The 23,399-nt window shown below is 55.7% G+C and carries 23 protein-coding genes; 3 read left to right on the plus strand and 20 right to left on the minus strand.

Annotated features, from left to right (window positions below; all coding sequences use genetic code 11):
- Positions 1–41: 41 nt before the first annotated feature.
- Positions 42–1,451, minus strand: coding sequence for an ATP-binding protein (locus ACKF11_RS05925; RefSeq protein ID WP_309565963.1), 1,410 nt, complete (start codon positions 1,449–1,451; stop codon positions 42–44).
- The gene (locus ACKF11_RS05930; RefSeq protein ID WP_309565964.1) at positions 1,448–2,170 is read right to left on the minus strand and encodes a response regulator; all 723 of its coding nucleotides are present in this window, start codon (positions 2,168–2,170) and stop codon (positions 1,448–1,450) included. Before ACKF11_RS05930 ends, ACKF11_RS05925 begins: the two co-directional genes overlap by 4 nt.
- 313 nt (positions 2,171–2,483) lie before the next feature.
- Here ACKF11_RS05930 and ACKF11_RS05935 point away from each other — a divergent pair, with 313 nt between their 5' ends.
- Positions 2,484–2,849, plus strand: coding sequence for a four-helix bundle copper-binding protein (locus tag ACKF11_RS05935; RefSeq protein WP_309565965.1), 366 nt, complete (start codon positions 2,484–2,486; stop codon positions 2,847–2,849).
- Between the two features lie 451 nt (positions 2,850–3,300).
- Positions 3,301–3,546 carry a hypothetical protein gene (locus ACKF11_RS05940; protein WP_309565966.1) on the plus strand — a complete coding sequence of 82 codons (246 nt, stop codon included), beginning with the start codon at positions 3,301–3,303 and terminating at the stop codon, positions 3,544–3,546.
- Positions 3,547–3,680: 134 nt separating this feature from the next.
- Here the strand turns inward: ACKF11_RS05940 and ACKF11_RS05945 are convergent, their stop codons facing one another.
- The 16 genes from ACKF11_RS05945 to mnmG form a co-directional block, all read right to left on the minus strand.
- Positions 3,681–4,328 carry a DUF2490 domain-containing protein gene (locus ACKF11_RS05945; protein WP_407996332.1) on the minus strand — a complete coding sequence of 216 codons (648 nt, stop codon included), beginning with the start codon at positions 4,326–4,328 and terminating at the stop codon, positions 3,681–3,683.
- 49 nt (positions 4,329–4,377) lie between these two features.
- The gene (gene glmS, locus ACKF11_RS05950; protein ID WP_407996333.1) at positions 4,378–6,210 is read right to left on the minus strand and encodes a glutamine--fructose-6-phosphate transaminase (isomerizing); all 1,833 of its coding nucleotides are present in this window, start codon (positions 6,208–6,210) and stop codon (positions 4,378–4,380) included.
- Between the two features lies 1 nt (position 6,211).
- Entirely contained in the window at positions 6,212–7,525 is a 1,314-nt protein-coding gene (glmU, locus tag ACKF11_RS05955; RefSeq protein ID WP_407996396.1) for a bifunctional UDP-N-acetylglucosamine diphosphorylase/glucosamine-1-phosphate N-acetyltransferase GlmU, read from the minus strand.
- Between the two features lie 158 nt (positions 7,526–7,683).
- Positions 7,684–8,109 carry a F0F1 ATP synthase subunit epsilon gene (locus ACKF11_RS05960; protein WP_309565970.1) on the minus strand — a complete coding sequence of 142 codons (426 nt, stop codon included), beginning with the start codon at positions 8,107–8,109 and terminating at the stop codon, positions 7,684–7,686.
- Between the two features lie 42 nt (positions 8,110–8,151).
- Complete coding sequence (gene atpD, locus ACKF11_RS05965) at positions 8,152–9,549, minus strand: F0F1 ATP synthase subunit beta (RefSeq protein WP_407996334.1); 1,398 nt, start codon at positions 9,547–9,549, stop codon at positions 8,152–8,154.
- Between the two features lie 62 nt (positions 9,550–9,611).
- Entirely contained in the window at positions 9,612–10,487 is an 876-nt protein-coding gene (atpG, locus tag ACKF11_RS05970; protein ID WP_309565972.1) for a F0F1 ATP synthase subunit gamma, read from the minus strand.
- A 28-nt stretch (positions 10,488–10,515) separates the two neighbouring features.
- Positions 10,516–12,057, minus strand: coding sequence for a F0F1 ATP synthase subunit alpha (gene atpA / locus ACKF11_RS05975; protein WP_309565973.1), 1,542 nt, complete (start codon positions 12,055–12,057; stop codon positions 10,516–10,518).
- A gap of 9 nt (positions 12,058–12,066) precedes the next feature.
- Positions 12,067–12,603, minus strand: coding sequence for a F0F1 ATP synthase subunit delta (locus tag ACKF11_RS05980; protein ID WP_407993478.1), 537 nt, complete (start codon positions 12,601–12,603; stop codon positions 12,067–12,069).
- Between the two features lie 16 nt (positions 12,604–12,619).
- Positions 12,620–13,090, minus strand: a complete 471-nt coding sequence (locus tag ACKF11_RS05985; protein WP_309565975.1) for a F0F1 ATP synthase subunit B — start codon at positions 13,088–13,090, stop codon at positions 12,620–12,622.
- 72 nt (positions 13,091–13,162) lie between these two features.
- Entirely contained in the window at positions 13,163–13,435 is a 273-nt protein-coding gene (gene atpE, locus ACKF11_RS05990; protein WP_011480965.1) for a F0F1 ATP synthase subunit C, read from the minus strand.
- A gap of 60 nt (positions 13,436–13,495) precedes the next feature.
- Positions 13,496–14,299, minus strand: coding sequence for a F0F1 ATP synthase subunit A (gene atpB, locus ACKF11_RS05995; RefSeq protein ID WP_407996335.1), 804 nt, complete (start codon positions 14,297–14,299; stop codon positions 13,496–13,498).
- Positions 14,300–14,310: 11 nt separating this feature from the next.
- On the minus strand, positions 14,311–14,697 hold the full coding sequence (locus ACKF11_RS06000; protein WP_407996336.1) for an ATP synthase subunit I: 387 nt from the start codon (positions 14,695–14,697) through the stop codon (positions 14,311–14,313).
- A gap of 110 nt (positions 14,698–14,807) precedes the next feature.
- Positions 14,808–15,668, minus strand: a complete 861-nt coding sequence (locus ACKF11_RS06005) for a ParB/RepB/Spo0J family partition protein (protein ID WP_407993481.1) — start codon at positions 15,666–15,668, stop codon at positions 14,808–14,810.
- Between the two features lie 8 nt (positions 15,669–15,676).
- A complete protein-coding gene (locus tag ACKF11_RS06010; RefSeq protein WP_407996337.1) occupies positions 15,677–16,465 on the minus strand; it encodes a ParA family protein in 789 nt (262 codons plus the stop codon).
- Positions 16,466–16,496: 31 nt separating this feature from the next.
- Positions 16,497–17,120: a 16S rRNA (guanine(527)-N(7))-methyltransferase RsmG gene (rsmG, locus tag ACKF11_RS06015; protein ID WP_309565980.1), complete on the minus strand. Its 624-nt coding sequence runs from the start codon at positions 17,118–17,120 to the stop codon at positions 16,497–16,499.
- Positions 17,117–19,021 (minus strand): tRNA uridine-5-carboxymethylaminomethyl(34) synthesis enzyme MnmG, encoded by a 1,905-nt coding sequence (mnmG, locus tag ACKF11_RS06020; RefSeq protein ID WP_407996338.1) that lies wholly within the window; start codon positions 19,019–19,021, stop codon positions 17,117–17,119. The genes rsmG and mnmG overlap by 4 nt, the downstream gene beginning before the upstream one ends.
- Before the next feature lie 318 nt (positions 19,022–19,339).
- On the opposite strand from mnmG, the gene ACKF11_RS06025 reads away from it, so the two are divergent.
- A complete protein-coding gene (locus tag ACKF11_RS06025; RefSeq protein ID WP_407996339.1) occupies positions 19,340–20,356 on the plus strand; it encodes a choice-of-anchor A family protein in 1,017 nt (338 codons plus the stop codon).
- A gap of 56 nt (positions 20,357–20,412) precedes the next feature.
- On the opposite strand, the gene mnmE is transcribed toward ACKF11_RS06025, so the two are convergent.
- Together mnmE and yidC are read right to left on the minus strand one after the other, a co-directional pair.
- A complete protein-coding gene (gene mnmE / locus ACKF11_RS06030) occupies positions 20,413–21,753 on the minus strand; it encodes a tRNA uridine-5-carboxymethylaminomethyl(34) synthesis GTPase MnmE (protein ID WP_407996340.1) in 1,341 nt (446 codons plus the stop codon).
- The gene (gene yidC / locus ACKF11_RS06035; protein WP_407996341.1) at positions 21,740–23,395 is read right to left on the minus strand and encodes a membrane protein insertase YidC; all 1,656 of its coding nucleotides are present in this window, start codon (positions 23,393–23,395) and stop codon (positions 21,740–21,742) included. Before yidC ends, mnmE begins: the two co-directional genes overlap by 14 nt.
- Between the last annotated feature and the right edge of the window lie 4 nt (positions 23,396–23,399).

Genomic DNA, 23,399 nt, shown 5'->3' on the forward strand with positions numbered 1-23,399 from the left:
ATCATGGCAATCGTGAAACAGTCTCCCATTACTCGCAATTTTTATTCTGCGGCAGGTTCGGAAAACTGCCTTGGCAAGTCAATCAGCACTTCAAGACCTCCTGAAGCCATGTTACGCAGATGGATTTGTCCATCATGCGCTTCCACAATAGTTTTGGCAATGCTCAAACCCAAGCCAGAGCCGCCTGTCGCCGCATTGCGGGAAGTTTCAACCCGGTAGAACGGCTCAAACACCTGCTTGAGCAGGTTTTCAGGGATGCCAGGGCCGCGGTCGCGTATGGCGATGCGCAACCGGTTCGGGGCATCCATGACTTCAATGTGCGCGGATTTGCCATAGCGGATCGCATTTTCCAGCAAATTCTGCAGGCAGCGTTTCAAGCTGACGGCATAACCATCGATGGGAGCCGCCTCGCCGGCAAGCGACACTTCGGCCCCTGTTTCCTGCGCGTCTATCTGCAAGCTTTGCAACATGGCGTTGATATCGATGGGATGGCGGTTTTCATGTACCTCCACCCCGCGCATGAAGTCCACCGTGGAAGAAATCAAGGTTTCCATGTCTTCCAGATCGCGGCGGAATTTTTCGCGCAGCAATGGCTTGTCGATCTGCTCCGTGCGCAAGCGCATGCGGGTGATGGGGGAACGCAGGTCATGCGAGATTGCAGCCAGGAAACGGGTTTTTTCCGTCACCGTATCGATCAGCCGCTGCTGCATCAGGTTGAACGCCTTGGCGGAACGCCGCACTTCGGTAGGACCGTCCACGTCCAGGGGTGCGCTGTAGATATTGCGTCCCAGGCGTTCTGCCGCCGCGGCCAGGCGGTTCAGCGGCTGCATGATCTGCCGCACGGCGAACAACGCGATGCCGACGATCACGATGATGCGGATGAAGTAAATCCGGAACAGGTAGTCGAACAAGTCCATGAGCGGCGCCATGCTCATGCCCGCCTGGCCTTCGTAGGCGTCCAGCTGCAGCCATTGGCCGCTATCGAGCTGCACGTAGAGGACGAAATGTGCGGAAGGGTAGTGCGACTCGAACAGGTCCAGCCAGCCTGCCTCCCTGCCATGATCGTCATGCAGGTCGATATCCACCATGCGGATGGGCAACAAGCGGCCGAACTCCTGTTCGAACACGTGCTTGAACAAGAGCTCCACCGCGCGATCGCGCGTGTTCAGGGTCTTGAGGCGCGGAGGGGCATCCACGGGCGACAAGCGGTACATGGAATTGCTCAGCTTGTGGATCAGCAAGCGCTCATCCTCGACCTTGCTGATTTCGATCAGGCTGATGCTGTCAGAGAGCTTGGCTGCGAGCACGCGCGTGGGGATTTCCAGCGCCTTGCCGTAGTTCATATCGTACCAGATGAACCCGGTCAGCACTTGCGCCGTCATGGTGCCGGCTACGAGCACGATCACCAGGCGGCCGAATAATGAAGCCGGCCACAGCCATTTCCATTTCATTTTTCGTGCTTGACCTGGCTCGCCAGCATATAGCCCGCGTTACGCACGGTACGAATAATACTCGGGTTGCGCGAGTCCAGTTCGAGATGGTGCCGCAAGCGGCTAATACAGACGTCGATCGAGCGGTCCATCGCATGGCTGTCCTTGCCATAGACATGCTCGATCAGGAACTCCCGGCTCAAGGGCCGGTTGGGGTGCTCGAGCAACGCGCGCAATACCATGTAATCCGAGCTGCCCAGCGACACTATCACGCCATCGGGCGAGAACATCTGCCGGGCATGGGTATCGAGACGCCAGCCCTCGAAGCTGATATAGGCAAACTCATCGGCGGCGGCCTTGTCGGTATCGGTACGGGTCCTGCGCAAGATCACCTTGATTCTCGCCAATAGCTCGCGCGGGTCAAACGGCTTGGGCAGATAATCGTCGGCCCCGACCTCCAGGCCGATGATGCGGTCCACCAAGGTGCCTTTCGCCGTCAACATGATGATCGGCGTATCGCCTTGCGCGCGCACTTCCCGGCACAGGCTCAACCCATCCTCTTCCGGCAGCATCAAGTCCAGCACGATCAGGTTGACCGGCTCCTTGTTCACCACCCGCCACATTTCACGCCCGTTCGCGGCCTCCGATACGTTGAAGCCTGCATCGCGGAGATAATCGGTTAAAAGCTCGCGTATTTCGTGGTCGTCATCGACCACCAGGATATGATCTTGCTTATTCATATAAATAAATGGATTCTGGACAATAACAGCGGGTTCATTATAGAACAGCCGAAAAAACAAGCCATTCCCTTTTATGATGCCTCGTGCAGGATTTAAGAACGGCTGACAACACCCAGCAAAGCGATCCTGGCTAGGCGCTCTGCTGTAGGAAGTACAACTGTTGCGACAAGGCAGGACAACAACGCCAAGAGAGCTTGGTCAGCCGTTCTAAGTCATTGATTCTGACATGAACTTGAGATGAATGCGTATAAATCTCTCTTCGCGGGCTTACTAGAATATATTGTCAAACTCCACAGGAACATGAGGAAACAATATGCATACCAATCCCGCGCAAGATTGTATTCCATTACTCAAGCAATGCATTGCGGCATGCCAGCATTGTGCCGAGGCATGCCAGGCCGAAGGTTCGCCCCATCATTTGCAGCGATGCATCCAGCTTGACCTGGACTGTGCCGAGTTTTGCCAGCTCGCTGTCAATTTCCTGCAGCGGGAGAGCGAATTCAGCGATTTGATTCTGGAAGATTGCGCAGAAATATGCAAAACCTGCGGGGAGGAATGCGCGCAGCATCAGGCAGGCCACTGCCAGCAATGTGCACGCGCTTGCCAAGAATGCCTGAATGCATGTCTTGACGCAATATCCCCATCGCCCGGGGTGGAGGGTCTGCCTAGCTCGAGTTAAATGCACCGGCCTAGAATTTGAACCCCAGGGTGGTGGTCAATATATGGCTGTCACGATTGTTTGCCAGAGCGTTGGTGAATTGGTTCAGGTAGCCCGTTTCTAGATCATCATGCAGATCAATATCTGCCATACGAATAGGCAACAAGCGGCCAAACTCCTGCTAAAACACATGCTTTACCACCCGCCACATATTGCTACTACCAAGTTTGAATCGAACTACAACTGAGTATTAAAATATCATACTGGTGTAACTCAGTTTTGGACATAAATGTGCCAGTGCTTTTGCTAATTTAGCAAACCGCCATAACTACAGGTATTGCAAAGAGTTGTGGACAGCTAGCGCGAGCAGTAGACTTGCGCCAGCTAGAAAGCTTGGCTTTGGGTGCGCACTAAACATGAACCTTTGATTATGCTGCCGCAAAATCGATATTGAATTTGATGGAGATAGATAATGAACGGCAGTTGGGCTAACTCCTTTCCATACTTTGCTGGAGCTTTTAAGCTTATTGTATTGGGTATTGGAGCCTATTTTGCTATTAAATGGCATTTTGATGAAGAGAGGAGGGTGAGGGAAGCAGAAGGCGTGGTATTTGATAAACCAGGCTTCATGAAAAAGTTGGCAATGATACTAGCCATCGCAGTTCTTCTAGTTTTTCTAGCCCTGCTAGTGATTTATGCTACTGACCGGTTTTATTGATACGATCAATGTTTAGCGATTTCAAATAGTGTACTCACAGGCTTGTCCGATAAAATAGATAATGCTTCTGCTTTATCCAAGCATACTTTTCCCGCGGCGAAGGGTCTGCCTCGTTCCAACTCAATATCGCCGAACTAGAATTTGAACCCCAGCGTGGTGGTCAATATATGGCTGTCGCGATTGTTTGCCAGAGCGTTGGTGAATTGGTTCAGGTAGCCCGTTTCTATGCTCGAGGACGAATTGAGTTTCCAATTGAGCCCGACGAAAAACCGGTTCTGGTCGATCCCATGCCTGGCTCCCCAGTCAGTATTGTTCATATTGATGAACAGCTCGTCGGAAACAACCAGCGACAGCTTGGGATGCAGCGATAATGGCGTGACCGCCTTGAGCATTTGCCGCAACCGGTGTCCCGTCTCATGGTAGCCCTCGCGCCTGCGTTGCTCCAACCGGGACCGGCTGGACAGCGTCACTGTCGCGACCGGATCGAACTGGTATTGGAATTGCTCCCAGAGCCGATATTCATGGGAGGCCGGTTTGCCGTCCGGATGCCTGACGATGGTGTCATGGCCCAGCCAGACGCTGATTTTGGGGTCCGCCATGTAGAACACCGACGGCCGCAAATACAGCTGGTCGAGGTGGTGCCCGCTTTCACGCCAGCGCGGGTTGTTATCCATGCTCCAGTAGAAATGTTCTGTGGGCAAGCGGCCCTGCAAATGCAGGTTGAACCAATAGCCGTGGTCAATCTCGGTATCCGCACGCACGCCCTGGACGCCCGCGATCAATATCAAACCCAAAAAACAGCATACACCCCTCGTTGGCTTCATCCCGGGGTTACTCCACCGTCACCGACTTGGCCAGGTTACGCGGCTTGTCCACGTCCGTGCCTTTGAGCAGGGCGGCATGGTAGGCCAGCAACTGCACGGGAATGGTATGCAGGATGGGGGACAGCACGCCGACGTGCCTGGGGGTGCGGATCACGTGCACGCCTTCGCTGCCGGTGAAATTGCTGTCAGCATCAGCAAAGACAAATAGCTCGCCGCCACGCGCACTGACCTCCTGCATGTTGGATTTCACCTTTTCCAGCAGGGCGTCGTTGGGGGCGATCACCACCACGGGCATGTTCTTGTCCACCAATGCCAGCGGGCCGTGCTTGAGCTCGCCGGCAGGATAGGCCTCGGCATGGATGTAGGAAATCTCTTTGAGCTTGAGCGCGCCCTCGAGGGCGATCGGGTAATGCATGCCGCGCCCGAGGAACAGGGCGTGGAACTTGTTGCTGAACGCCTTGGCCCACTCGCGGATTTGCGGCTCCAGGTTGAGCGCATACTGCACGCTGCCGGGCAAGTGGCGCAACTCATCGATATAGGCCTGCTCCTGTTCCTGGCCCAGCAAGCCGCGCTGCTTGGCGAACGTCGCGGCCAGCGTGAACAAGGCCACCAGTTGGGTAGTGAACGCCTTAGTCGACGCCACGCCGATCTCGGCGCCTGCGCGGGTATACAAGACCAGGCGTGATGCCCGGGGAATGGCGCTTTCCTGCACGTTGCAGATCGCCAGCGTCAAATGTTGCCCCAGCGACTTGGCATGCTTGAGCGCCTCCATGGTGTCCAGGGTCTCGCCGGACTGGGAGATGGTGATGATCAACTGCCTGGGGTTGGGCACGGATTTTCGGTAACGGTACTCGCTGGCAATTTCCACTGAAGTAGGTAATTGCGCGATGCTCTCCAGCCAGTACCTGGCCGTCAGGCCGGCGTAATAACTCGTGCCTGCCGCCAGGATCAGGATGCTGTCCACCTCGTTAAATACTGTTTCCGCCTCTGCGCCGAACAGGGCCGGGCTGAAGGCGTTGTCGTCGATGATGGCTTCCAGCGTGTCGGTCAATGCCCGCGGCTGCTCGTGGATTTCCTTCTGCATGAAGTGGGAGTAGGGGCCCAGCTCCAGCGAGGCCAGCGAGAGATCGCTGCGGTGCACGGTACGCTCCACGTGCTGGTCCGCGGCATCGAATATCATCACCTTGTCCTTGGTGATATCCGCCACATCGCCATCTTCGAGATAGATCACGTTGCGGGTGACGGACAGCACGGCGGAGACGTCGGAAGCAATGAAGTTTTCGCCTTCCCCGAGGCCGATCAACAACGGACAGCCCTGGCGTGCGCAGATCATCAGGCCTGGGTAGTGGATGGACACCACGCTGATCGCAAATGCGCCGGTCAGCTGCTTGACCGCATGCTTGACCGCGTCCAGCAATGCCAAATCCTGGGCAAGGTAGTGATGGATCAGGTGCGCAATCACCTCGGTGTCGGTTTGCGACTCGAATTCGTAGCCCATCGCTTGCAGGCGCTGACGCTGCTCGTCATGGTTCTCGATGATGCCGTTATGCACCACGGCAATTTCCCCGCGCGAGATATGCGGGTGCGCGTTGGACTCCGTCACGCCGCCATGGGTGGCCCAGCGCGTATGGCCGATGCCTAGCGTCCCGGTCAGGTTTTCCGCCTTGGCCTTGCCCTGCATTTCCGCCACGCGCCCCACTGCACGTACTCTACGAAGATGACCTTCGCTGAGTACGGCAACCCCTGCTGAGTCATACCCGCGGTATTCCAGGCGGCTTAGGCCCTCGATCAATACCGGGACAATATTACGCGCACCGACTGCGCCTACGATGCCACACATCTTATTTCTTCACTTTCTCAGGGCGTTTCCAGTTTTCTATCGTAAATTGGCGCACACGCGACATGGTCAGCGTGTCCGCCGGCGCATCCTGCGTGATCGTCGATCCGGCCGCGATGGTCGCACCGGCCTTGACGGTCACGGGCGCCACCAATTGCGTGTCGGAACCGATGAATGCCCTATCCTCGATCACGGTGCGCGACTTGTTCACGCCATCGTAGTTGCAGGTGATGGTGCCTGCGCCGATATTCACGTCCTTGCCTACGGTGGCGTCGCCCACATAGCTCAGGTGGTTGATCTTGCTGCCCGTATCCACCTGCGCGTTCTTCAGTTCGACGAAGTTGCCGACGTGCGTATGGTCGGCCAGGGCCGTACCCGGACGCAAACGCGCGTAGGGCCCGATTTTGCAGTCTGCCGCCAGGCTGGCATCGTCGATATGGGTATAAGCCGCCAATACGGTGCCGGCTCCGATATTGGCATTGCGGATCACGCAATAAGGGCCGATCCGCACGTTGTCAGCCAAGGTCACGTCGCCCTCGAACACGCAGCCGACGTCTATCTCGACATCGCGCCCGGCGGTCAATGTGCCGCGCACGTCAATGCGCGCAGGGTCCGCCAGCGTCACGCCCTGCGCCAATAACCTGGCCGCATAGCGCTGCTGATAGACGCGCTCCAGCGTCGCGAGGTCCTGTTTCGAGTTGATGCCTGTGACCTGCCACTCGTCATCGCTCTGCGTCGCGGCAACCGCCTGGCCGTCCGCTACGGCCAATGCCACGATATCCGTCAGGTAGTATTCCTGCTGGGCGTTGCGATTGTCCAGGCGAGCGAGCCATTGTTCCAGCCAGGCATTTTCCGCCGCCATGATGCCGGTATTCACCTCCTGGATCGCGCGTTGCGCTTCCGAGGCATCCTTGTGCTCGACGATTGCCTTTACCGAAGATTGTTCGCGCACGATGCGGCCATAGCCCGCAGGATTGTGCTTGGTGACGGTAAGCAAGGCCAACGGGGCTTGCTGCGCGAGCAGTTTTTCGCAACTTGCCATTTCCAGCAGCGGCACGTCACCGAGCAGGATCAATGTCCTCGCATCAGCCTCGAGGTGGGGCAGGGCTTGCTGCATGGCATGCCCTGTGCCCAATTGCTCGGCCTGTTCCACCCAGGTAATGTCATCGGCTGGCAAGGCCTGCGGCACTGCATCGCCGCCGAAGCCATAAATGACGATGATCTTGCTAGGCTTGAGCTGGCGTGCCGTATCCAGCACGTGCTGAAGGATGGGTTTACCAGCCAGCGTGTGCAGTACCTTGGGCTTGCTGGAATGCATGCGGGTGCCTTTGCCCGCTGCGAGAATCACGATATTGAGCTTGGGTGAGGGAGATGAAAGAGACAAGTTCTGGTCCGGTTCAAGCATTGAAAATTAACTGAAAGTATAAATGAAAAAAGGCAGCCAAATGGCTGCCTTCTCAAGCAAAACTTGCAGGTTTAGTGCGTCGTCTTGCGTAATTGCTCAATTGTCTGCAATTGGGCCAGCGCTTCTGACAACTCAGCTTGCGCACGCGCATAGTCCACGCCAGAGGCATTGTTTCTCAATGCTTCTTCGGCAACACGCTTGGCTTCAATCGCCTTGGCTTCATCCAGGTCGTGGCCACGGATCGCGGTATCCGCCAATACGGTGATCACGCCGGGCTGCACTTCCAGCAAACCGCCGGAAATATAGATGGCCTGTTCCTCACCGCTATTGGCGACCTTAACGCGTAGCACGCCTGGCTTGATGGTGGTGATCAAGGGTGCGTGGTTGGGATAAATACCTACCTCGCCCATTTTCGCAGGTGCGGCGACAAACTCCGCCTCGCCCGAGAAAATGGACTCTTCCGCACTCACCACATCCAGGTGTATTGTCGATGCCATATCGTCCTATCCTTCGCTTTGCAGAAATGAGTTGAGAAACTCTTAGTTAAGAGTCTTAGCCTTCTCAACCGCTTCTTCAATCGCGCCTACCATGTAGAACGCCTGTTCTGGCAGGTGATCGTATTCGCCAGCGACAATCGCCTTGAAGCCCTTGATGGTGTCCTTCAGTGTCACATACTTGCCAGGAGCGCCGGTAAATACTTCGGCCACGTGGAAAGGCTGGGACAGGAAGCGCTGGATCTTACGCGCACGGGCTACGGTCAGCTTGTCTTCTGGGGACAGTTCGTCCATGCCCAGAATCGCGATGATGTCACGCAATTCCTTGTAGCGTTGCAGTGTGGACTGTACGGAGCGTGCCACGCTGTAGTGCTCTTCACCGACGATTTGCGGATCCAGCTGACGCGATGTGGAATCCAACGGGTCAACCGCAGGGTAGATACCCAGGGCGGCGATGTCACGGGACAGCACGACGGTGGAATCCAAGTGCAGGAAGGTGGTCGCTGGGGACGGGTCGGTCAAGTCATCCGCAGGCACGTAAACAGCCTGGATGGAAGTAATAGAACCCACCTTGGTGGAAGTGATACGCTCTTGCAGGCGGCCCATTTCTTCAGCCAGCGTAGGCTGGTAACCCACGGCGGAAGGCATACGGCCCAGCAGCGCGGATACTTCGGTACCGGCCAGGGTGTAACGGTAGATGTTGTCGACGAAGAACAGGATGTCACGGCCTTCGTCACGGAAACGCTCCGCCATGGTCAGGCCGGTCAGCGCTACACGCAGACGGTTGCCTGGCGGCTCGTTCATCTGGCCGAACACCATGCCCACCTTGTCGAGAACGTTGGAGTCCTTCATTTCGTGGTAGAAGTCGTTACCTTCACGGGTACGCTCGCCCACGCCGGCAAACACGGACAAACCGCTGTGCTGCTTGGCGATGTTGTTGATGAGCTCCATCATGTTCACGGTCTTGCCCACACCGGCGCCACCGAACAGGCCGACCTTGCCGCCCTTGGCGAAAGGACAGACCAGGTCGATCACCTTGATGCCGGTTTCCAGCAAGTCAACGGAAGGGGAAAGCTCTTCGAAAGTGGGTGCCTTTTGGTGGATGGAGCGCTTTTCGTCAGCTTCGATAGGACCAGCCTCATCGATAGGGCGACCCAGCACGTCCATGATACGGCCCAGGGTGCCATGACCTACTGGAACCTGGATCTGGCTGCCAGTGTTCTTCACCTTCATGCCGCGGGAAAGACCATCACTGGAGCCCATGGCAATGGCGCGAACCACGCCGTCGCCCAGTTGCTGTTGCACTTCCAGTGTCAAACCTGCTTCTGCCGTGGATGTTTCTTCATCCAGGATCAGTGCGTCATATACCTTGGGCATCTGATCGCGTGGGAACTCGACGTCAACCACGGCACCAATACATTGAACAACCTTACCTTGACTCATCTTGGTATCCTCAATCTATACTTAAATTCTTTGAGCTTTAGCTAAGCTACAGTTCAGCACGACTAGACAGCCGCCGCGCCACCGACAATCTCTGAAATTTCCTTGGTAATCGCAGCCTGGCGTGCCTTGTTGTACACCAGCTTCAATTCGCCAATCACGGTCTTCGCGTTGTCCGAAGCGGCCTTCATCGCGACCATGCGGGCACTTTGTTCAGACGCCATGTTTTCAGCAACGGCGTGATAAACGATAGACTCGATATAACGTGTCATCAGTTCATCGATAACAACCTTGGCATCGGGCTCGTAAATGTAATCCCAAGGGCCTGTTGCTGTTTTGTTGGTGGTATCCAGCTTGTCATCAGACAGCGGTAGCAGCTGCTCAATGACGGCTTCCTGCTTCATGGTATTGATGAAGCGGGTATAAGAGATATACAGTTGATCAATCTCACCGGCGATATAAGCATCCAACATTACCTTGATGCTGCCAATCAGCTTTTCCAGGTTTGGCGTATCGCCAAGACCCACGACATGGGATCTCACATCGGCATTAACACGGTTCAAGTACGTCAAACCCTTATTGCCGATGGCACTCAAGGCAATCTTCTTGCCTTCGTTTTCCCATGCGCTCATCTGATTCAGCGAAAGGCGGAGAACGTTAGTGTTCAAGCCACCGCACAAGCCCTTGTCCGAACTCACGACGATCAAGCCGACGTTTGCCACCTTCTCGCGCTTAACGATAAAAGGGTGCTTGTATTCAGGATTGGCTTGCGACAGGTGAGCTGTCACATTACGAATCTTTTCCGCATAGGGGCGAGCCATACGCATGCGCTCTTGCGCCTTGCGCATCTTGGACGCCGCCACCATTTCCATCGCCTTGGTGATCTTGCGCGTATTTTCTACGCTCTTGATCTTGCTACGTATCTCTTTGCTACCAGCCATTGTCTAGTCTGCCTGTCTGTACTTAAGCTTAGTAAGCGTTGGTTGCTTTGAAGTCTTGAATCGCTGCTTCCAGAGCCTTCTCGTCGTCACCACCAAGGTCATTGGTGCTGTCGATCTTGTCCAGGATGTTCTTGTACTTGGACTTGAGGAAGGAGTGCAGGGCAGATTCAAATGCCAATACGCGTGCAACCGGCACATCGTCGAAGAAGCCCTTGTTGGCTGCCAGCAAACTTACTGCCATTTCGGAAGTAGACAATGGCTGATACTGCGCCTGCTTCATCAATTCAGTGACCAGACGGCCACGATCCAACTGCTTGCGGGTCACTTCGTCCAGGTCGGAAGCAAACTGCGCAAACGCAGCCAGTTCACGATACTGAGCCAGTGCCAGACGGATACCGCCGCCCAGTTTCTTGATGACCTTGGTCTGCGCTGCACCACCTACGCGCGATACCGAGATACCAGCGTTGATCGCAGGACGGATGCCGGAGTTGAACAGGTCGGTTTCCAGGAAGATCTGACCGTCGGTAATCGAGATCACGTTGGTCGGAACGAACGCGGAAACGTCACCCGCAGCGGTTTCAATGATAGGCAATGCGGTCAGGGAACCGGTCTGGCCTTTCACTTCGCCGTTGGTGAACTTCTCGACATACTCTTCGCTCACGCGAGCGGCACGCTCAAGCAGGCGGGAGTGGATGTAGAACACGTCACCTGGATAAGCTTCGCGGCCTGGTGGACGACGCAGCAGCAAGGAGATTTGACGATATGCCCAAGCTTGCTTGGTCAAGTCATCGTAGACGATCAGTGCATCTTGGCCGCGATCACGGAAATACTCACCCATGGTACAACCGGCATACGGCGCCAGGAATTGCAGGGCAGCAGGATCGGATGCGGAGGCAGCCACGACGATGGTGTACTCCAGCGCGCCATGCTCTTCCAGCTTGCGTACCACGTTGGCGATAGTGGAAGCCTTCTGGCCGATCGCAACGTAGATACAGGTCATGTTCTGACCCTTCTGGTTGATGATGGCATCAACAGCAACCGCAGTCTTACCGGTCTGGCGGTCGCCGATGATCAACTCACGCTGGCCACGGCCAACTGGCACCATGGAGTCAATCGCCTTGATACCAGTTTGTACTGGCTGCGAAACAGACTTACGGGCAATCACGCCTGGCGCGACCTTTTCGATCTTGTCTGTCAGCTTGGCGTTGATCGGGCCTTTGCCGTCGATAGGCTGACCCAGCGCATTCACTACGCGACCAACCAGTTCAGGACCAACTGGCACTTCCAGGATCTTGCCGGTACACTTGACGGTGTCACCTTCGGTGATGTTTTCGTAGTCACCCAGAATCACGGCACCTACGGAGTCACGCTCCAGATTCAATGCCAGACCATATACGTTGCCTGGGAACTCGATCATTTCACCGGCCATCACGTTGGAAAGGCCATGAATACGGACAATACCATCAGTCACTGAAATCACGGTACCTTGGGTACGCGCTTCAGCACTGGTGGAGAAATTCTCTAATCTGCTCTTAATCAGTTCACTGATTTCTGACGTAGATAATTGCATTACTTTTTCCTAACCTTTCAGCGTGTAGGCCAACTCTTGCAATTGGCCACGGACTGAAGCGTCAATGACCGTATCGCCGACTACAATTTTGATTCCGCCAATAATTGCCGGATCCACTTTTACGCTTGCTTCAACCTTTTTGCCGAACTTGGTTTCCAGGCGTTTCACGATGGCTGAAAACTCAGCATCGCTAGGCTGGGCTGCGGCGGTAATCTCCGCCTCCAGCACACCTTCTTCCTGGGACTTCAAGTCTTCGAATGCTGTGGCAATTTCCGGCAGGATGGATAAACGACCGTATTCCACCAGCAACTTGACCAGGTTGACGCCCGCCTCGTTGAGTTTGTCTCCCGTAACGGAGAGGAATACGCGCTCCAACTCAGCCGCATCAACCTTGGGGTTGTCAATAAACGCCCGCATTTGCTCATCTGCCGCCACTGCAGCGGCAAGAGCAAGCATTTGCGACCAATCTGCCAACGCATTCTTTTCCTTGGCCAGGCGGTAAACCGCTACCGCATAAGGTCTCGCAATGGTGATCGCTTCAGCCATATCGTGCTCCCATTCCTTAGAGCTCGTTTGCGATGCTGGTCAACAGGTCAGCATGCGCCTTGGCATCGATTTCCTTGCGCAGGATCTTCTCGGCACCAGCAATTGCCAGCGTAGATACTTGCTGACGCAGGCCTTCCTTGGCACGATTCACTTCCTGGTCGATTTCGGCCTTGGCGCCAGCGATAATACGATCGCCTTCTGCTTTGGCATTCGCCTTGGCTTCTTCCACGATATCGCTGGCACGCTTTTCAGCCTGAGCGATGATGGAAGTCGCTTTCTGCTTGGCATCGTTGACAACTTCAGCGGAACGCTGGGTTGCCACGTCAAGCTCCTGCTTACCGCGCTCAGCCGCAGCCAGACCATCCGCAATGGTTTTCTGGCGAGTCTCGATTGCATTCAGGAGATATGGCCACACGAACTTTGTGGTGAACCAGATCAGAATGGCAAATGAGATAGCCTGCGCAATGAGTGTCAGGTTGATATTCATATTTGCTCCCGAGCCGTTAAATCCAGTCAGATTTAAGTTTAATTACTTACACTTAATCCAGAACTGGCTCAGTTAAGCGACTACGCTCAGCAATGGGTTTGCAAAGGCGAACATCATGGCCAGACCAACACCGATAATGAAGGAAGCATCGATCAGACCCAGCAGCAGGAATACCTTGCCTTGCAGGGCAGGGATCAGTTCTGGTTGACGAGCAGCGCCATCCAGGAAGCTTGCACACATGATGCCGATACCAATACAGGCACCAGCTGCGCCCAAACCGATGATCAAACCGATACCAACACCGGTGTAAGCTTGAATCATGGCCAACAATTGCAAATTCTCCATTTAATTTCCTTTCGGCTTTTAGAGAGTGTTAACGATAAAAAATCAACTACAGCAAACTAATTAGTGGCTTTCATGCGCCATGGATATGTAGACAACCGTCAGCATCATGAAAATGAATGCCTGCAGGCAGACGATCAGGATATGGAAGATCGCCCAGCCAGCGCCCAGCAACGCACCGAAGAAGGTGCCAGCCAGGCCGGTTGCCGCCCACATACCGAGCAGCAGGAAAATGATCTCGCCCGCGTACATATTGCCGAACAGACGCAGGGAATGGGAAAGAGGCTTGGAAATGTATTCGATGAGGTTGAACGCAAAGTTGGCAGGCCAAACCAGCGGGTTTGAGCCGAACGGCGAACAGAACAGTTCGTGGATCCAGCCGCCCAGGCCCTTGACCTTGATGCTGAAGAAAATCATCAGCAGCCAGACAGCCAGCGCCAATGCGAAAGTCGCGTTGATATCGGAAGTCGGCACGCTGCGCCACTCATGCAGGCCCAGCCAGCCGTAAATAATCGCCATGATGTCGATGGGCAGGAAGTCCATCGCGTTCATCACCAGTACCCAGACGAATACGGTCAATGCCAATGGTGCAACGAAAGCATGGCGGTCGCCATGGAAAATGCTCTTGACTTGGTTATCGATGAACTCGATCAGCAATTCGACGAATGCCTGGCGCTTGGTCGGCACGCCGGAAGTAGCACCGCGCACCACCCACCAGAGGAGGCCGAACACGACAACACCGAGCAGTATCGACATGACCAGGGTATCCATGTGCAATACCCAAAAACCGCCGTCACCGACGCTCTTTGTATTGAAAGAGAGGTGGTGCCCGATATATTCCGAAGGAGTTAATTGACCTGTCGCCATAACCTCAAACCTTAAGCGTTGTTTTTCTCATTAATTGCAAAAATTGCTGCACCAGACATGATTGCCGCCGCCGCCAATCCTGCGATCAGCGCGATAGGAACCAGTTTTTCGTAAAACTTGAATACCAAGAGCAGGGTGATTGCGATCACTGCGATCTTGATCGCCTCAGCGATCAAAATATTGACCAGTATGGAACCTGCGCCCAACCCCGCTGTCTTATTTTGCAGCTTCATTTTGGCGGCCAAGCCGCCCAAGATGGCCGAACCACCGCCCGCCAGCGCGGAAAACGCGCCATGAAGGCCGACACCAAACTTGTTGAGGAAGACAAACGCAAGCACCGCGACTACCAACGTGGCAAAGACCTGTCTTTTGATCATTCTTGCCAGTAGTTCATCCATGCCTTGAGAATTCCCTGTTTCACAAATGACGGGCATAAAGAAAAGCCGAGCATTTTTGCCCTACCCGTAAAATCCCGAGATTTTGTTGTTAAATCAGCATTAAGTCAAGCTTAATTGCTATTTCCACCCTTAAATCTCTCAATCAGCGCATCCAGTTGATCCAAACTTCCGTAATGGATCTTGACCTCGCCCTTGCCCTTGCTTCCGGCCCGGATTTCGACCGTCGCGCCCAGCAATTCCGATAAGTCTTCCTGCAGGCGCAGCACATCCCGGTCCACCGTCTTGGGTGCCTTTTGTTGGGGTTCGGCGCTCAATTGCTTGACCAGCTTTTCTGCCTCTCTGACAGAAAGCTGTTTTTGGGCGATCTGCTCGGCTGCCATGATCTGCTTGGCTTCCGGCAGCGACAGCAGGGCGCGCGCATGCCCCATGTCCAACTGGCCTTGCATCAGCATTTCCTGCACATTTTTATTCAAATTCTGCAATCTAAGCAGATTAGTCACCACGCTACGCGAACGTCCTACCGCATCTGCCGCCGCCTGGTGCGTCATATCGAACTCATTGATCAAGCGCTGGATGCCTTGCGCCTCTTCCAGCGGATTGAGATTTTCCCGCTGGATGTTCTCGATCAAGGCCATGGCCAAGGCAGACTCATCCGGAATCTCGCGCACCAGCACCGGCACTTCCGACAGGCCCGCCAATTGGGATGCGCGCCAGCGGCGCTCGCCGGCAATGATTTCATACTTATCATCCGCCACCCTGCGCACCAGGATGGGCTGCATGATGCCCTGCGCGCGGATAGAATCCGCCAGGCTGGCCAGCGATGCCTGGTCCATATGGGTGCGAGGCTGGTATTTGCCCGGCTGCAACTGGCTTACCGGCAAGGTATTGGGCGTATCATTGGCCGATACCGTCTCCACATCTCCCGCCAACAGGGCATCCAGCCCGCGCCCCAAACCCTTCAACTTAACCATCGTGACTCCTAATTTGCTGCAACTTGCCTAGTGCTGACGATATGCCGGTTGATGATTTCCCCCGCCAGCGCGAGATACGCCTTGGCGCCCTTGGAGGCCTTGTCGTGCAGCAACACCGGGACGCCGTAGCTGGGCGCTTCCGCCAGGCGGATGTTGCGCGGTATCACCGTGCGGTACACCTTGTCGCCGAAGTGTTGCGCCAATTCATTGGAAACCTGCTGCGCCAGTGTGTTGCGGTTATCGAACAAGGTGCGCAACAGGCCCTCGATCTCGAGATGCGGATTGAGGTGCGCACGCACTTTCTTGATGGTGTTCACCAGGTCGGACAAGCCTTCGAGCGCGTAGTATTCGCACTGCATGGGAATCATGACCGCATGAGCCGCGGTCAACGCGTTGACCGTGGTGAGGTTGAGGGCAGGGGGGCAATCGATCAGCACGTAATCATATGCATCGCCCAGTTCCGCCAATGCCGATTTGAGGCGCGTCTCGCGCGCAAACTCGTTGACCAGCTCCACCTCGGCGCCTGCGAGTTCGCGGTTCGCCGGCACCACATCGAAGCGCCCGCGCTCCGAGCGCTGCATGACATCGCGCAGGCTCTTTTCGCCGATCAGCACATGGTAGATGGTGTGCTGCATCTTGGATTTGTCTATGCCGCAGCCCGTGGTGGCGTTGCCCTGCGGATCGAGGTCGATCACGAGCACCTTGCGCTTGGTCGCCGCCAGGCTGGCTGCCAGGTTCACGCATGTCGTGGTCTTGCCCACACCGCCTTTTTGATTGGTAATTGCCAGAATCCTCATGATTTAAGCCATCCCACTAGTATTGAATGCATCAAAGCTGCCGCACCGGCAGGAAAACCAGGTGACGCTGGGCATCCAGCCCTGGCACCGTCAACGACGTTATCTTCGAGGGCTTGAGCGCAACCGCCTCCAGCTCTTCCTGCGGCATCTGTCCCTTCATCGCCAGCCATAGCCCATCTTCGGCAATCAAGTGCTTCGTCAGCTTGACGAACAAGGCGATCTCGGAAAACGCCCTCGAGATTACGGTATCAAAAAGCGCTTCCGGCTTGAGTTGCTCGACCCGTCCAGCCACCACTTGCAGATTGTCGATCTGCAGCTCCGCCTTGGCCTGGCGCATGAAGCTGGCCTTCTTTTGCACCGCATCTATGGTGGTCACCTGCAAATCCGGCCGGCAGATCGCCAGGACAATCCCCGGCAGGCCGGCGCCGCTACCCACATCCAACAACCGCCCCGGCGGCACATGCGGCAATACCGATAGGCTATCCAGCAAATGCAGCGTGACCATTTCCTCCGGATCGCGCACTGCCGTCAGGTTGTGCACCTTGTTCCATTTCGCCAGCAAGGCAAGATAGGCAAGCAGTTTTTCGACCACTTCTGCAGATAGCTCAAGCCCCAGCTGCCGGATGCCGGCTTCCAGCTTTTCCTGCAAACTCATGCCACCTGGTCCGCGGTATTGCTTGTTTTGCGGCTCTTGCGCTTTAGGTGTACCAACAACAATGAAACCGCCGCCGGAGTGACGCCGGAAATACGCCCGGCCTGGCCGATAGTTTCCGGTTTTTGCTTGTTGAGCTTTTGCTGCACCTCGATCGAGAGCCCGTGCACTTCGCTGTAGTCCATATCCGGCGACAGCTTATAGTGCTCACTATCCTTGAGGCGCTCGATTTCCTCGGCTTGCCTGTCTATATAGCCTTGATACTTTGCTGCAATTTCCAGTTGCTGACGCACTTGCGGATCCGTCTCGCCTTCGCCGGCCTGGGGCAGGGTGAGCAATGCGTCGTAGCTGACCTCCGGGCGGCGCAACAATTCGAACATGGAATATTCGCGCTCCAGCACTTTGCCGAACACCTGCTGCAACTGTTCCTGCGGCACATGTTGCGGATGGATGAACGTGCGACGCAGGCGCTGCTGCTCGCGCTCGATAGCCTCCTGCTTGCGCTGGAAGGCTTCCCAGCGCACATCGTCGACCAAGCCAAGTTTGCGGCCAGCCTCGGTCAACCGCATATCGGCATTGTCCTCGCGCAGCATCAGGCGATATTCGGCACGGCTGGTGAACATGCGATAGGGCTCGCTCACCCCGCCTGTGATCAAGTCGTCGACCAACACGCCGAGATAAGCCTGATCGCGCGTGGGCCACCAGGCTTCTTTTTCCTGTGCGTAGAGGGCTGCATTCGCGCCTGCCAGCAAGCCTTGCGCGGCGGCCTCTTCATAACCAGTGGTGCCGTTGATCTGGCCGGCAAAGAACAAGCCTCGAACCGCCTTGGTTTCCAGCGAGGCTTTCAACCCGCGCGGATCATAGTAATCGTACTCGATCGCATAGCCCGGACGCAGGATATGCGCGTTCTCCAGCCCCTTGATCGAACGCACCAATTGGTACTGGATATCAAACGGCAGGCTGGTGGATATGCCGTTGGGATAGATTTCATTGGTGGTCAAGCCTTCCGGCTCAAGGAACACCTGGTGCGAATCCTTGTCGGCAAAGCGGTGTATCTTGTCTTCGACTGAAGGACAATAGCGCGGTCCCACGCCTTCAATCACACCGGTATACATAGGCGAGCGGTCAAGGCCGCTGCGGATGATGTCGTGGGTTTTTTCGTTGGTGAATGTGATCCAGCACGGCAGCTGGGCGGGATGCTGCTCGGCGCTTCCCAGGAAGGAAAACACCGGCACAGGGGTATCCCCAGGCTGCTCGGCCATGACGCTGTAATCGATGGTGCGGCCGTCAATGCGCGGCGGCGTTCCGGTCTTGAGGCGTCCGGCGGGCAGGCCGATCTCTCGCAATCGCGCTGCGAGCGACACCGCTGGCGGGTCGCCGGCCCGTCCTGCCTGGTAATTCGCCAAGCCGACATGCACCAACCCTGCCAGGAAAGTCCCTGCGGTCAGCACGACAGCCTTGGACTCGAACCTGAGGCCTAATTGCGTCACCACGCCGGCGACACGTTCGCCTTCGAGAATAATATCGTCCACCGCCTGCTGGAACAGCCACAAGTTGGGCTGGTTCTCCAAGCGGCGCCGGATGGCAGCCTTGTAAAGCACCCGGTCGGCTTGCGCACGCGTTGCCCGTACAGCAGGCCCTTTACTGGAATTCAAGATGCGGAACTGGATGCCGCCCTCGTCGGTTGCCGCCGCCATGGCGCCCCCGAGCGCATCCACTTCCTTGACCAAGTGACCCTTGCCGATGCCGCCGATGGACGGGTTACAGGACATCTGTCCAAGCGTCTCGATATTATGTGTCAGCAACAGGGTTTTCCGCCCCATGCGAGCACTCGCTAGCGCCGCTTCCGTTCCAGCATGGCCGCCGCCGACAACGATCACATCAAATTTTTCGGGATATTGCATGACAAGCACTTATATAGAATTATTCGAATGATACTGCATTAAGCCATGCTCTGTCAGTGACAATAGTCATTGTTCCACGTGAAACATGTCTAATGACGACGTTTCGCCAACAGCGATGAATGTTTCACGTGGAACAATTGACAATTGCTGAGTTTTTGTGAGTCTTTTCTACCCATTCGGACTATATAATTGTTTGGCACCGCGTGATATTTTACTGCCCATACAAATCTGTATTGCCATGCAATCAGAGGATAAGCAGGCGCTACCGGCGTCGCAATTATTTAAATAGCAGCATTCATTAAACTATCGGGGATTGTTATGTTAATTCGTGCTTTTGTGTTGCCCGCAATCGCCGCAACCGCTTTGTTCAGTGCCAGCGCCCATGCTGCGCTTGATGCCAACCAAACCTTCCAGCAATTCAATGCTGTCGTGCTTGGCAATATCGATTCCACCTCCCATCTGCATGGCCGCGCTTGGGTAGGCGGCAATGTCAACGGCGGCGAATTCGTTCATCGTCCATTGCCAACATCCGACTATGCCGGCCTCACCGTGCAAGGCAACATCAGCAACGCGAGAGTGCTTGCACAAGGCGCAGTGATCAATGGCAACCTCGCCAACACCAGCATAAACGGCGGCAGTACCGCTGTTCTCGGCAATGCAAGCAACGGACATCTGAATGGTCCCGGCTATGTCGCCGGCACAACCAGCGGCATTAGGTTCAATGGCGGCCAATTGTCGGCACCCAACTCACAACTGGAAACCAATATTGCCGCAGCAAGCTCCACGGACTTCCACAGCGTACTCAGCAACGCCTCTGACAGTCTGAAGTCATTGGACAGCAACAGCAATGTCGCCTGGACTTCGCAGAAGGCCACTTTCACCGCCACGGCAGACAGCACCGGCCTGGCGGTTTTCAACCTGAGCGACGCAGACGCATTGACTATTTTCGGCCTGGGCGAATTCGACTTCATCCTTAACGGTGCCACCACGGTAGTCATCAATTCCGGCTTGAAGGACATCGATATTTCCGCCAACTTCCTCGGCGGCTCAGCGCAACAGATTGCCGGCAATGTCATCTGGAATTTCTACAATGCCGAGACGGTTGACCTCGGACGCCAGTTCGGTGGCTCCATCCTTGCTGTTGACGCCACCCTGAACAACTGGGCGGATATCGAGGGCAACGTATACGTCAACAACCTGGTCCAACGCGGCCAGATCCATCAATATGCGTTCACTGGCGACATTCCGGTAACTGCGGTACCGGAACCTTCCAGCTACGCCATGTTCCTGCTGGGCCTGGGATTGCTGGGTTTTGCCGCACGCCGCCGCGCATAAGCAGTATTGTCTCAATAATAAAAAAGCCCGGTCATCCGGGCTTTTTTATTGGTTGATCACTTGCCGATGCAGAAGCGGCTGAATATCTCCCCAAGCAGGTCATCCGGGGTAAATTCGCCGGTAATGGTATTCAATGCGTCCTGCGCCAACCGCAACTCTTCTGCAAACAATTCCGGCTGCATGAGCAGCCCCGAGGCAGTTTCAAAATGGTCATGTACCGTATTCAAGGCCACCAGGTGCCGGCTTCTTGCCATGAACACCCCTTCGCCGCTGGGCTGCCAGCCTGCAATTTCCAGCAGGCGCTGGCGCAATAATTGCACACCAGCGCCGGTCTTGGCGGAAAGATAAATATGGGATTCGCCATCCTTGTATTCGATTTTTGGTGTGGTTGATTCAAGGTCTATTTTGTTGTGAACCCAGATTTTGGGCAAAAACTGCGGCAATCGCTCCAGGATCGATTTTTCCACATTTCCAATACCATGAGCTGCATCAATCAATAATAATGCAACACCGGCGCTTTCTAGAGCTCGCCATGTTCGGGCAATGCCATGTTGTTCGACTTCGTCCGTCGTCTCGCGCAGACCGGCAGTATCAATGATATGCAAAGGTATACCATTGATTTGTATAGAATTTTTAATCGTGTCGCGCGTGGTGCCGGCAATCGGGGTCACAATCGCCACTTCTTCGCCCGCCAGCTGGTTCATCAGGCTGGACTTGCCGACGTTGGGCTGGCCGACCAATACGACCTGCAAACCCTCGCGCAATAAATTGCCTTGCTTGGCCTCGCGAAATACGGCATCCAATCCTGCCGCCACATTTGCCAGTTTTTCAGCGACGCGCCCCTGACTGATGAAATCGATGTCTTCCTCGGGGAAATCCAGGCATGCCTCGACATAGAGCCGCAAATCGATCAACTGTTGCAGCAGGCCGTGAATTCTGGCAGAAAACTCACCGGACAAGGATTTGACGGCGCTGCGTGCCGCAGCTTCGGTTGCGGCATTGATCACGTCGGCCACGGCCTCGGCCTGGGCCAGATCCAGCTTGTCGTTCAAATAAGCGCGCCGTGTGAATTCCCCGGGCTCCGCCTGCCGCGCGCCCAGTGCAAGACAACGCTTGAGCAATATCTGCATCAGGGCCGGGCCGCCATGCGCCTGCAGCTCGAGCACATCCTCGCCGGTGTAGGAGTGCGGTCCGGGGTAGTAAATGGCAATGCCCTGGTCGATCAGGGCATGGTGTTCGTCACGGAAGGCAAGGTATGCGGCATGGCGCGGGGCAGGGCAGTGGCCTAGCACCGCCTCGGCGATGGATTGGCTGGAAGGGCCGGAGATACGCACCACGCCAATGCCCCCGGACCCGGGAGCAGTGGCAATGGCGGCAATGGTATCAACGACGCGCATTTCCCTTCTTTTTCACCGCCGCATTGTGGATGGTGCGGTTGATATGCCATTGCTGTGCAATGGAGAGGATGTTGTTGACCAGCCAGTACAGCACCAAGCCGGCGGGGAAGAAGAAGAAGAACACACTGAACACAATAGGCATGATGGTCATGACCTTGGCCTGCACGGGATCGGCAGGCTTGGGGTTCAGCCTGGTCTGGATGATCATGGTGGCGCCCATGAGGATAGGCAGCACATAGTAGGGATCGACCGCGGACAAGTCCTGTATCCAGAGCATAAACGGCGCATGGCGCATTTCCACGCTGCCGAGCAATACCCAATAGAGCGCAATGAATACCGGGATCTGCACCAGGATGGGCAGGCAGCCGCCCATCGGGTTGATCTTCTCTGTCTTGTACATCTCCATCATGGCCTGGTGCAGCTTCTGCCTGTCGTCGCCGTATTGTTCCTTCAAACGCTGCAGACGAGGAGCCAGTTCGCGCATGTTGGCCATGGAACGATAGCTGGCCGCCGACAACGGGTAGAAAGCCAGCTTGATGAGGATAGTCAGCAGGATGATCGCAACGCCCCAGTTATGCACCAGCTTCTGGATCGAAGACAGGATCCAGAACAACGGCGAGGCAATCACGGTGAGCCAGCCGTAATCCACCGTGTATTCCAGGCCTGGCGCGACGCTCTTCAGTTCACTTTGCGTCTGCGGGCCGGCATACAAGCGCGACTTTAATTCCACGGATTGGCCAGGCTCGATGTTCCCGAGGTGGCTGACGCTGCCGATCGAATAGATGTTATCTGAGAGCTTCTTGGAGTAGAACTCGCGCGCCAGGCCGTCCTTGGGAATCCAGGCGCTGACGAAATAATGCTGCACCAAGCCGACCCAGCCGTCACTCGCGTTCTTGGAAAGGTTGGTCTTGGACATGTCGGAGAAGCTCAGCTTCTTGTACTTGTCAGCCTCGGTGTAATAAGCGCCGCCGGTGAAGGTCGGCATCATGTACGAGCCCTGGTGCGACTGGTTGTCGTGCACGATCTGGTAGTACACGGAAGGATCGATCGCAGCTTCGCCGTTGTTACGGATTTCGTAGCTGACCTCAATCGCATAGCTGTCGCGGCGGAAGGTATAGATCTTGTCGACTTCCACCCCGTTATCGCCTTTCCAGGACAGGCGCACATCCAGCTTATCGGCACCCTCGGCAAGTTGGTAACTTGTAGATTCGCTGGTGAATGTCGCCTTGTGGGTAGGCAGGTCGTTGCCGATGAGGCCGGTCTGCGCTACATAAAGCATAGGAGCCGACTGGTCGTCCATGAGAACGAAGTCTTTGGTCAGGTCCTCGTCGTCTTTGTGCTCACGCAATTGCAGGCGGCGCAGGTCGCCCCCGATCGTGTCGATAGTGGCCTTGTAGAGGTCGGTCTCTACATTGATGCGCTCCGCGGACTGCAGGCGGAACCCGGTTTCGACAGGAAGGCTCGCCTGGCCTGCAGCTGGCGTAGCGGATTTGGCGGCCTGGGGAACGCTGCCATCTTCGGCATGTTGGGCTGTCTGCGTCGCAGGCACGGTAGCAGGCTTTTGATCGCGCTGCCACGAATCCCATAGCATGAGGATGGAAAATGAAAAAATAACAAACAGAATCAGGCGCTTGGTATCCATAAAT

It is taken from the genome of Methylobacillus draconifructus (assembly GCF_045984385.1).
Lineage (GTDB): Bacteria > Pseudomonadota > Gammaproteobacteria > Burkholderiales > Methylophilaceae > Methylobacillus > Methylobacillus flagellatus_A.

Bases quoted from the DNA above. Each gene is read 5' to 3' on its own strand.
- ACKF11_RS05925 (WP_309565963.1), bottom strand. From the start codon at position 1,451: ATGAAATGGAAATGGCTGTGGCCGGCTTCATTATTCGGCCGCCTGGTG.
- ACKF11_RS05930 (WP_309565964.1), bottom strand. From the start codon at position 2,170: ATGAATAAGCAAGATCATATCCTGGTGGTCGATGACGACCACGAAATA.
- ACKF11_RS05935 (WP_309565965.1), top strand. From the start codon at position 2,484: ATGCATACCAATCCCGCGCAAGATTGTATTCCATTACTCAAGCAATGC.
- ACKF11_RS05940 (WP_309565966.1), top strand. From the start codon at position 3,301: ATGAACGGCAGTTGGGCTAACTCCTTTCCATACTTTGCTGGAGCTTTT.
- glmS (WP_407996333.1), bottom strand. From the start codon at position 6,210: ATGTGTGGCATCGTAGGCGCAGTCGGTGCGCGTAATATTGTCCCGGTA.
- glmU (WP_407996396.1), bottom strand. From the start codon at position 7,525: ATGCATTCCAGCAAGCCCAAGGTACTGCACACGCTGGCTGGTAAACCC.
- ACKF11_RS05960 (WP_309565970.1), bottom strand. From the start codon at position 8,109: ATGGCATCGACAATACACCTGGATGTGGTGAGTGCGGAAGAGTCCATT.
- atpD (WP_407996334.1), bottom strand. From the start codon at position 9,549: ATGAGTCAAGGTAAGGTTGTTCAATGTATTGGTGCCGTGGTTGACGTC.
- atpG (WP_309565972.1), bottom strand. From the start codon at position 10,487: ATGGCTGGTAGCAAAGAGATACGTAGCAAGATCAAGAGCGTAGAAAAT.
- atpA (WP_309565973.1), bottom strand. From the start codon at position 12,057: ATGCAATTATCTACGTCAGAAATCAGTGAACTGATTAAGAGCAGATTA.
- ACKF11_RS05980 (WP_407993478.1), bottom strand. From the start codon at position 12,603: ATGGCTGAAGCGATCACCATTGCGAGACCTTATGCGGTAGCGGTTTAC.
- ACKF11_RS05985 (WP_309565975.1), bottom strand. From the start codon at position 13,090: ATGAATATCAACCTGACACTCATTGCGCAGGCTATCTCATTTGCCATT.
- atpE (WP_011480965.1), bottom strand. From the start codon at position 13,435: ATGGAGAATTTGCAATTGTTGGCCATGATTCAAGCTTACACCGGTGTT.
- atpB (WP_407996335.1), bottom strand. From the start codon at position 14,299: ATGGCGACAGGTCAATTAACTCCTTCGGAATATATCGGGCACCACCTC.
- ACKF11_RS06000 (WP_407996336.1), bottom strand. From the start codon at position 14,697: ATGGATGAACTACTGGCAAGAATGATCAAAAGACAGGTCTTTGCCACG.
- ACKF11_RS06005 (WP_407993481.1), bottom strand. From the start codon at position 15,668: ATGGTTAAGTTGAAGGGTTTGGGGCGCGGGCTGGATGCCCTGTTGGCG.
- ACKF11_RS06010 (WP_407996337.1), bottom strand. From the start codon at position 16,465: ATGAGGATTCTGGCAATTACCAATCAAAAAGGCGGTGTGGGCAAGACC.
- rsmG (WP_309565980.1), bottom strand. From the start codon at position 17,120: ATGAGTTTGCAGGAAAAGCTGGAAGCCGGCATCCGGCAGCTGGGGCTT.
- mnmG (WP_407996338.1), bottom strand. From the start codon at position 19,021: ATGCAATATCCCGAAAAATTTGATGTGATCGTTGTCGGCGGCGGCCAT.
- ACKF11_RS06025 (WP_407996339.1), top strand. From the start codon at position 19,340: ATGTTAATTCGTGCTTTTGTGTTGCCCGCAATCGCCGCAACCGCTTTG.
- mnmE (WP_407996340.1), bottom strand. From the start codon at position 21,753: ATGCGCGTCGTTGATACCATTGCCGCCATTGCCACTGCTCCCGGGTCC.
- yidC (WP_407996341.1), bottom strand. From the start codon at position 23,395: ATGGATACCAAGCGCCTGATTCTGTTTGTTATTTTTTCATTTTCCATC.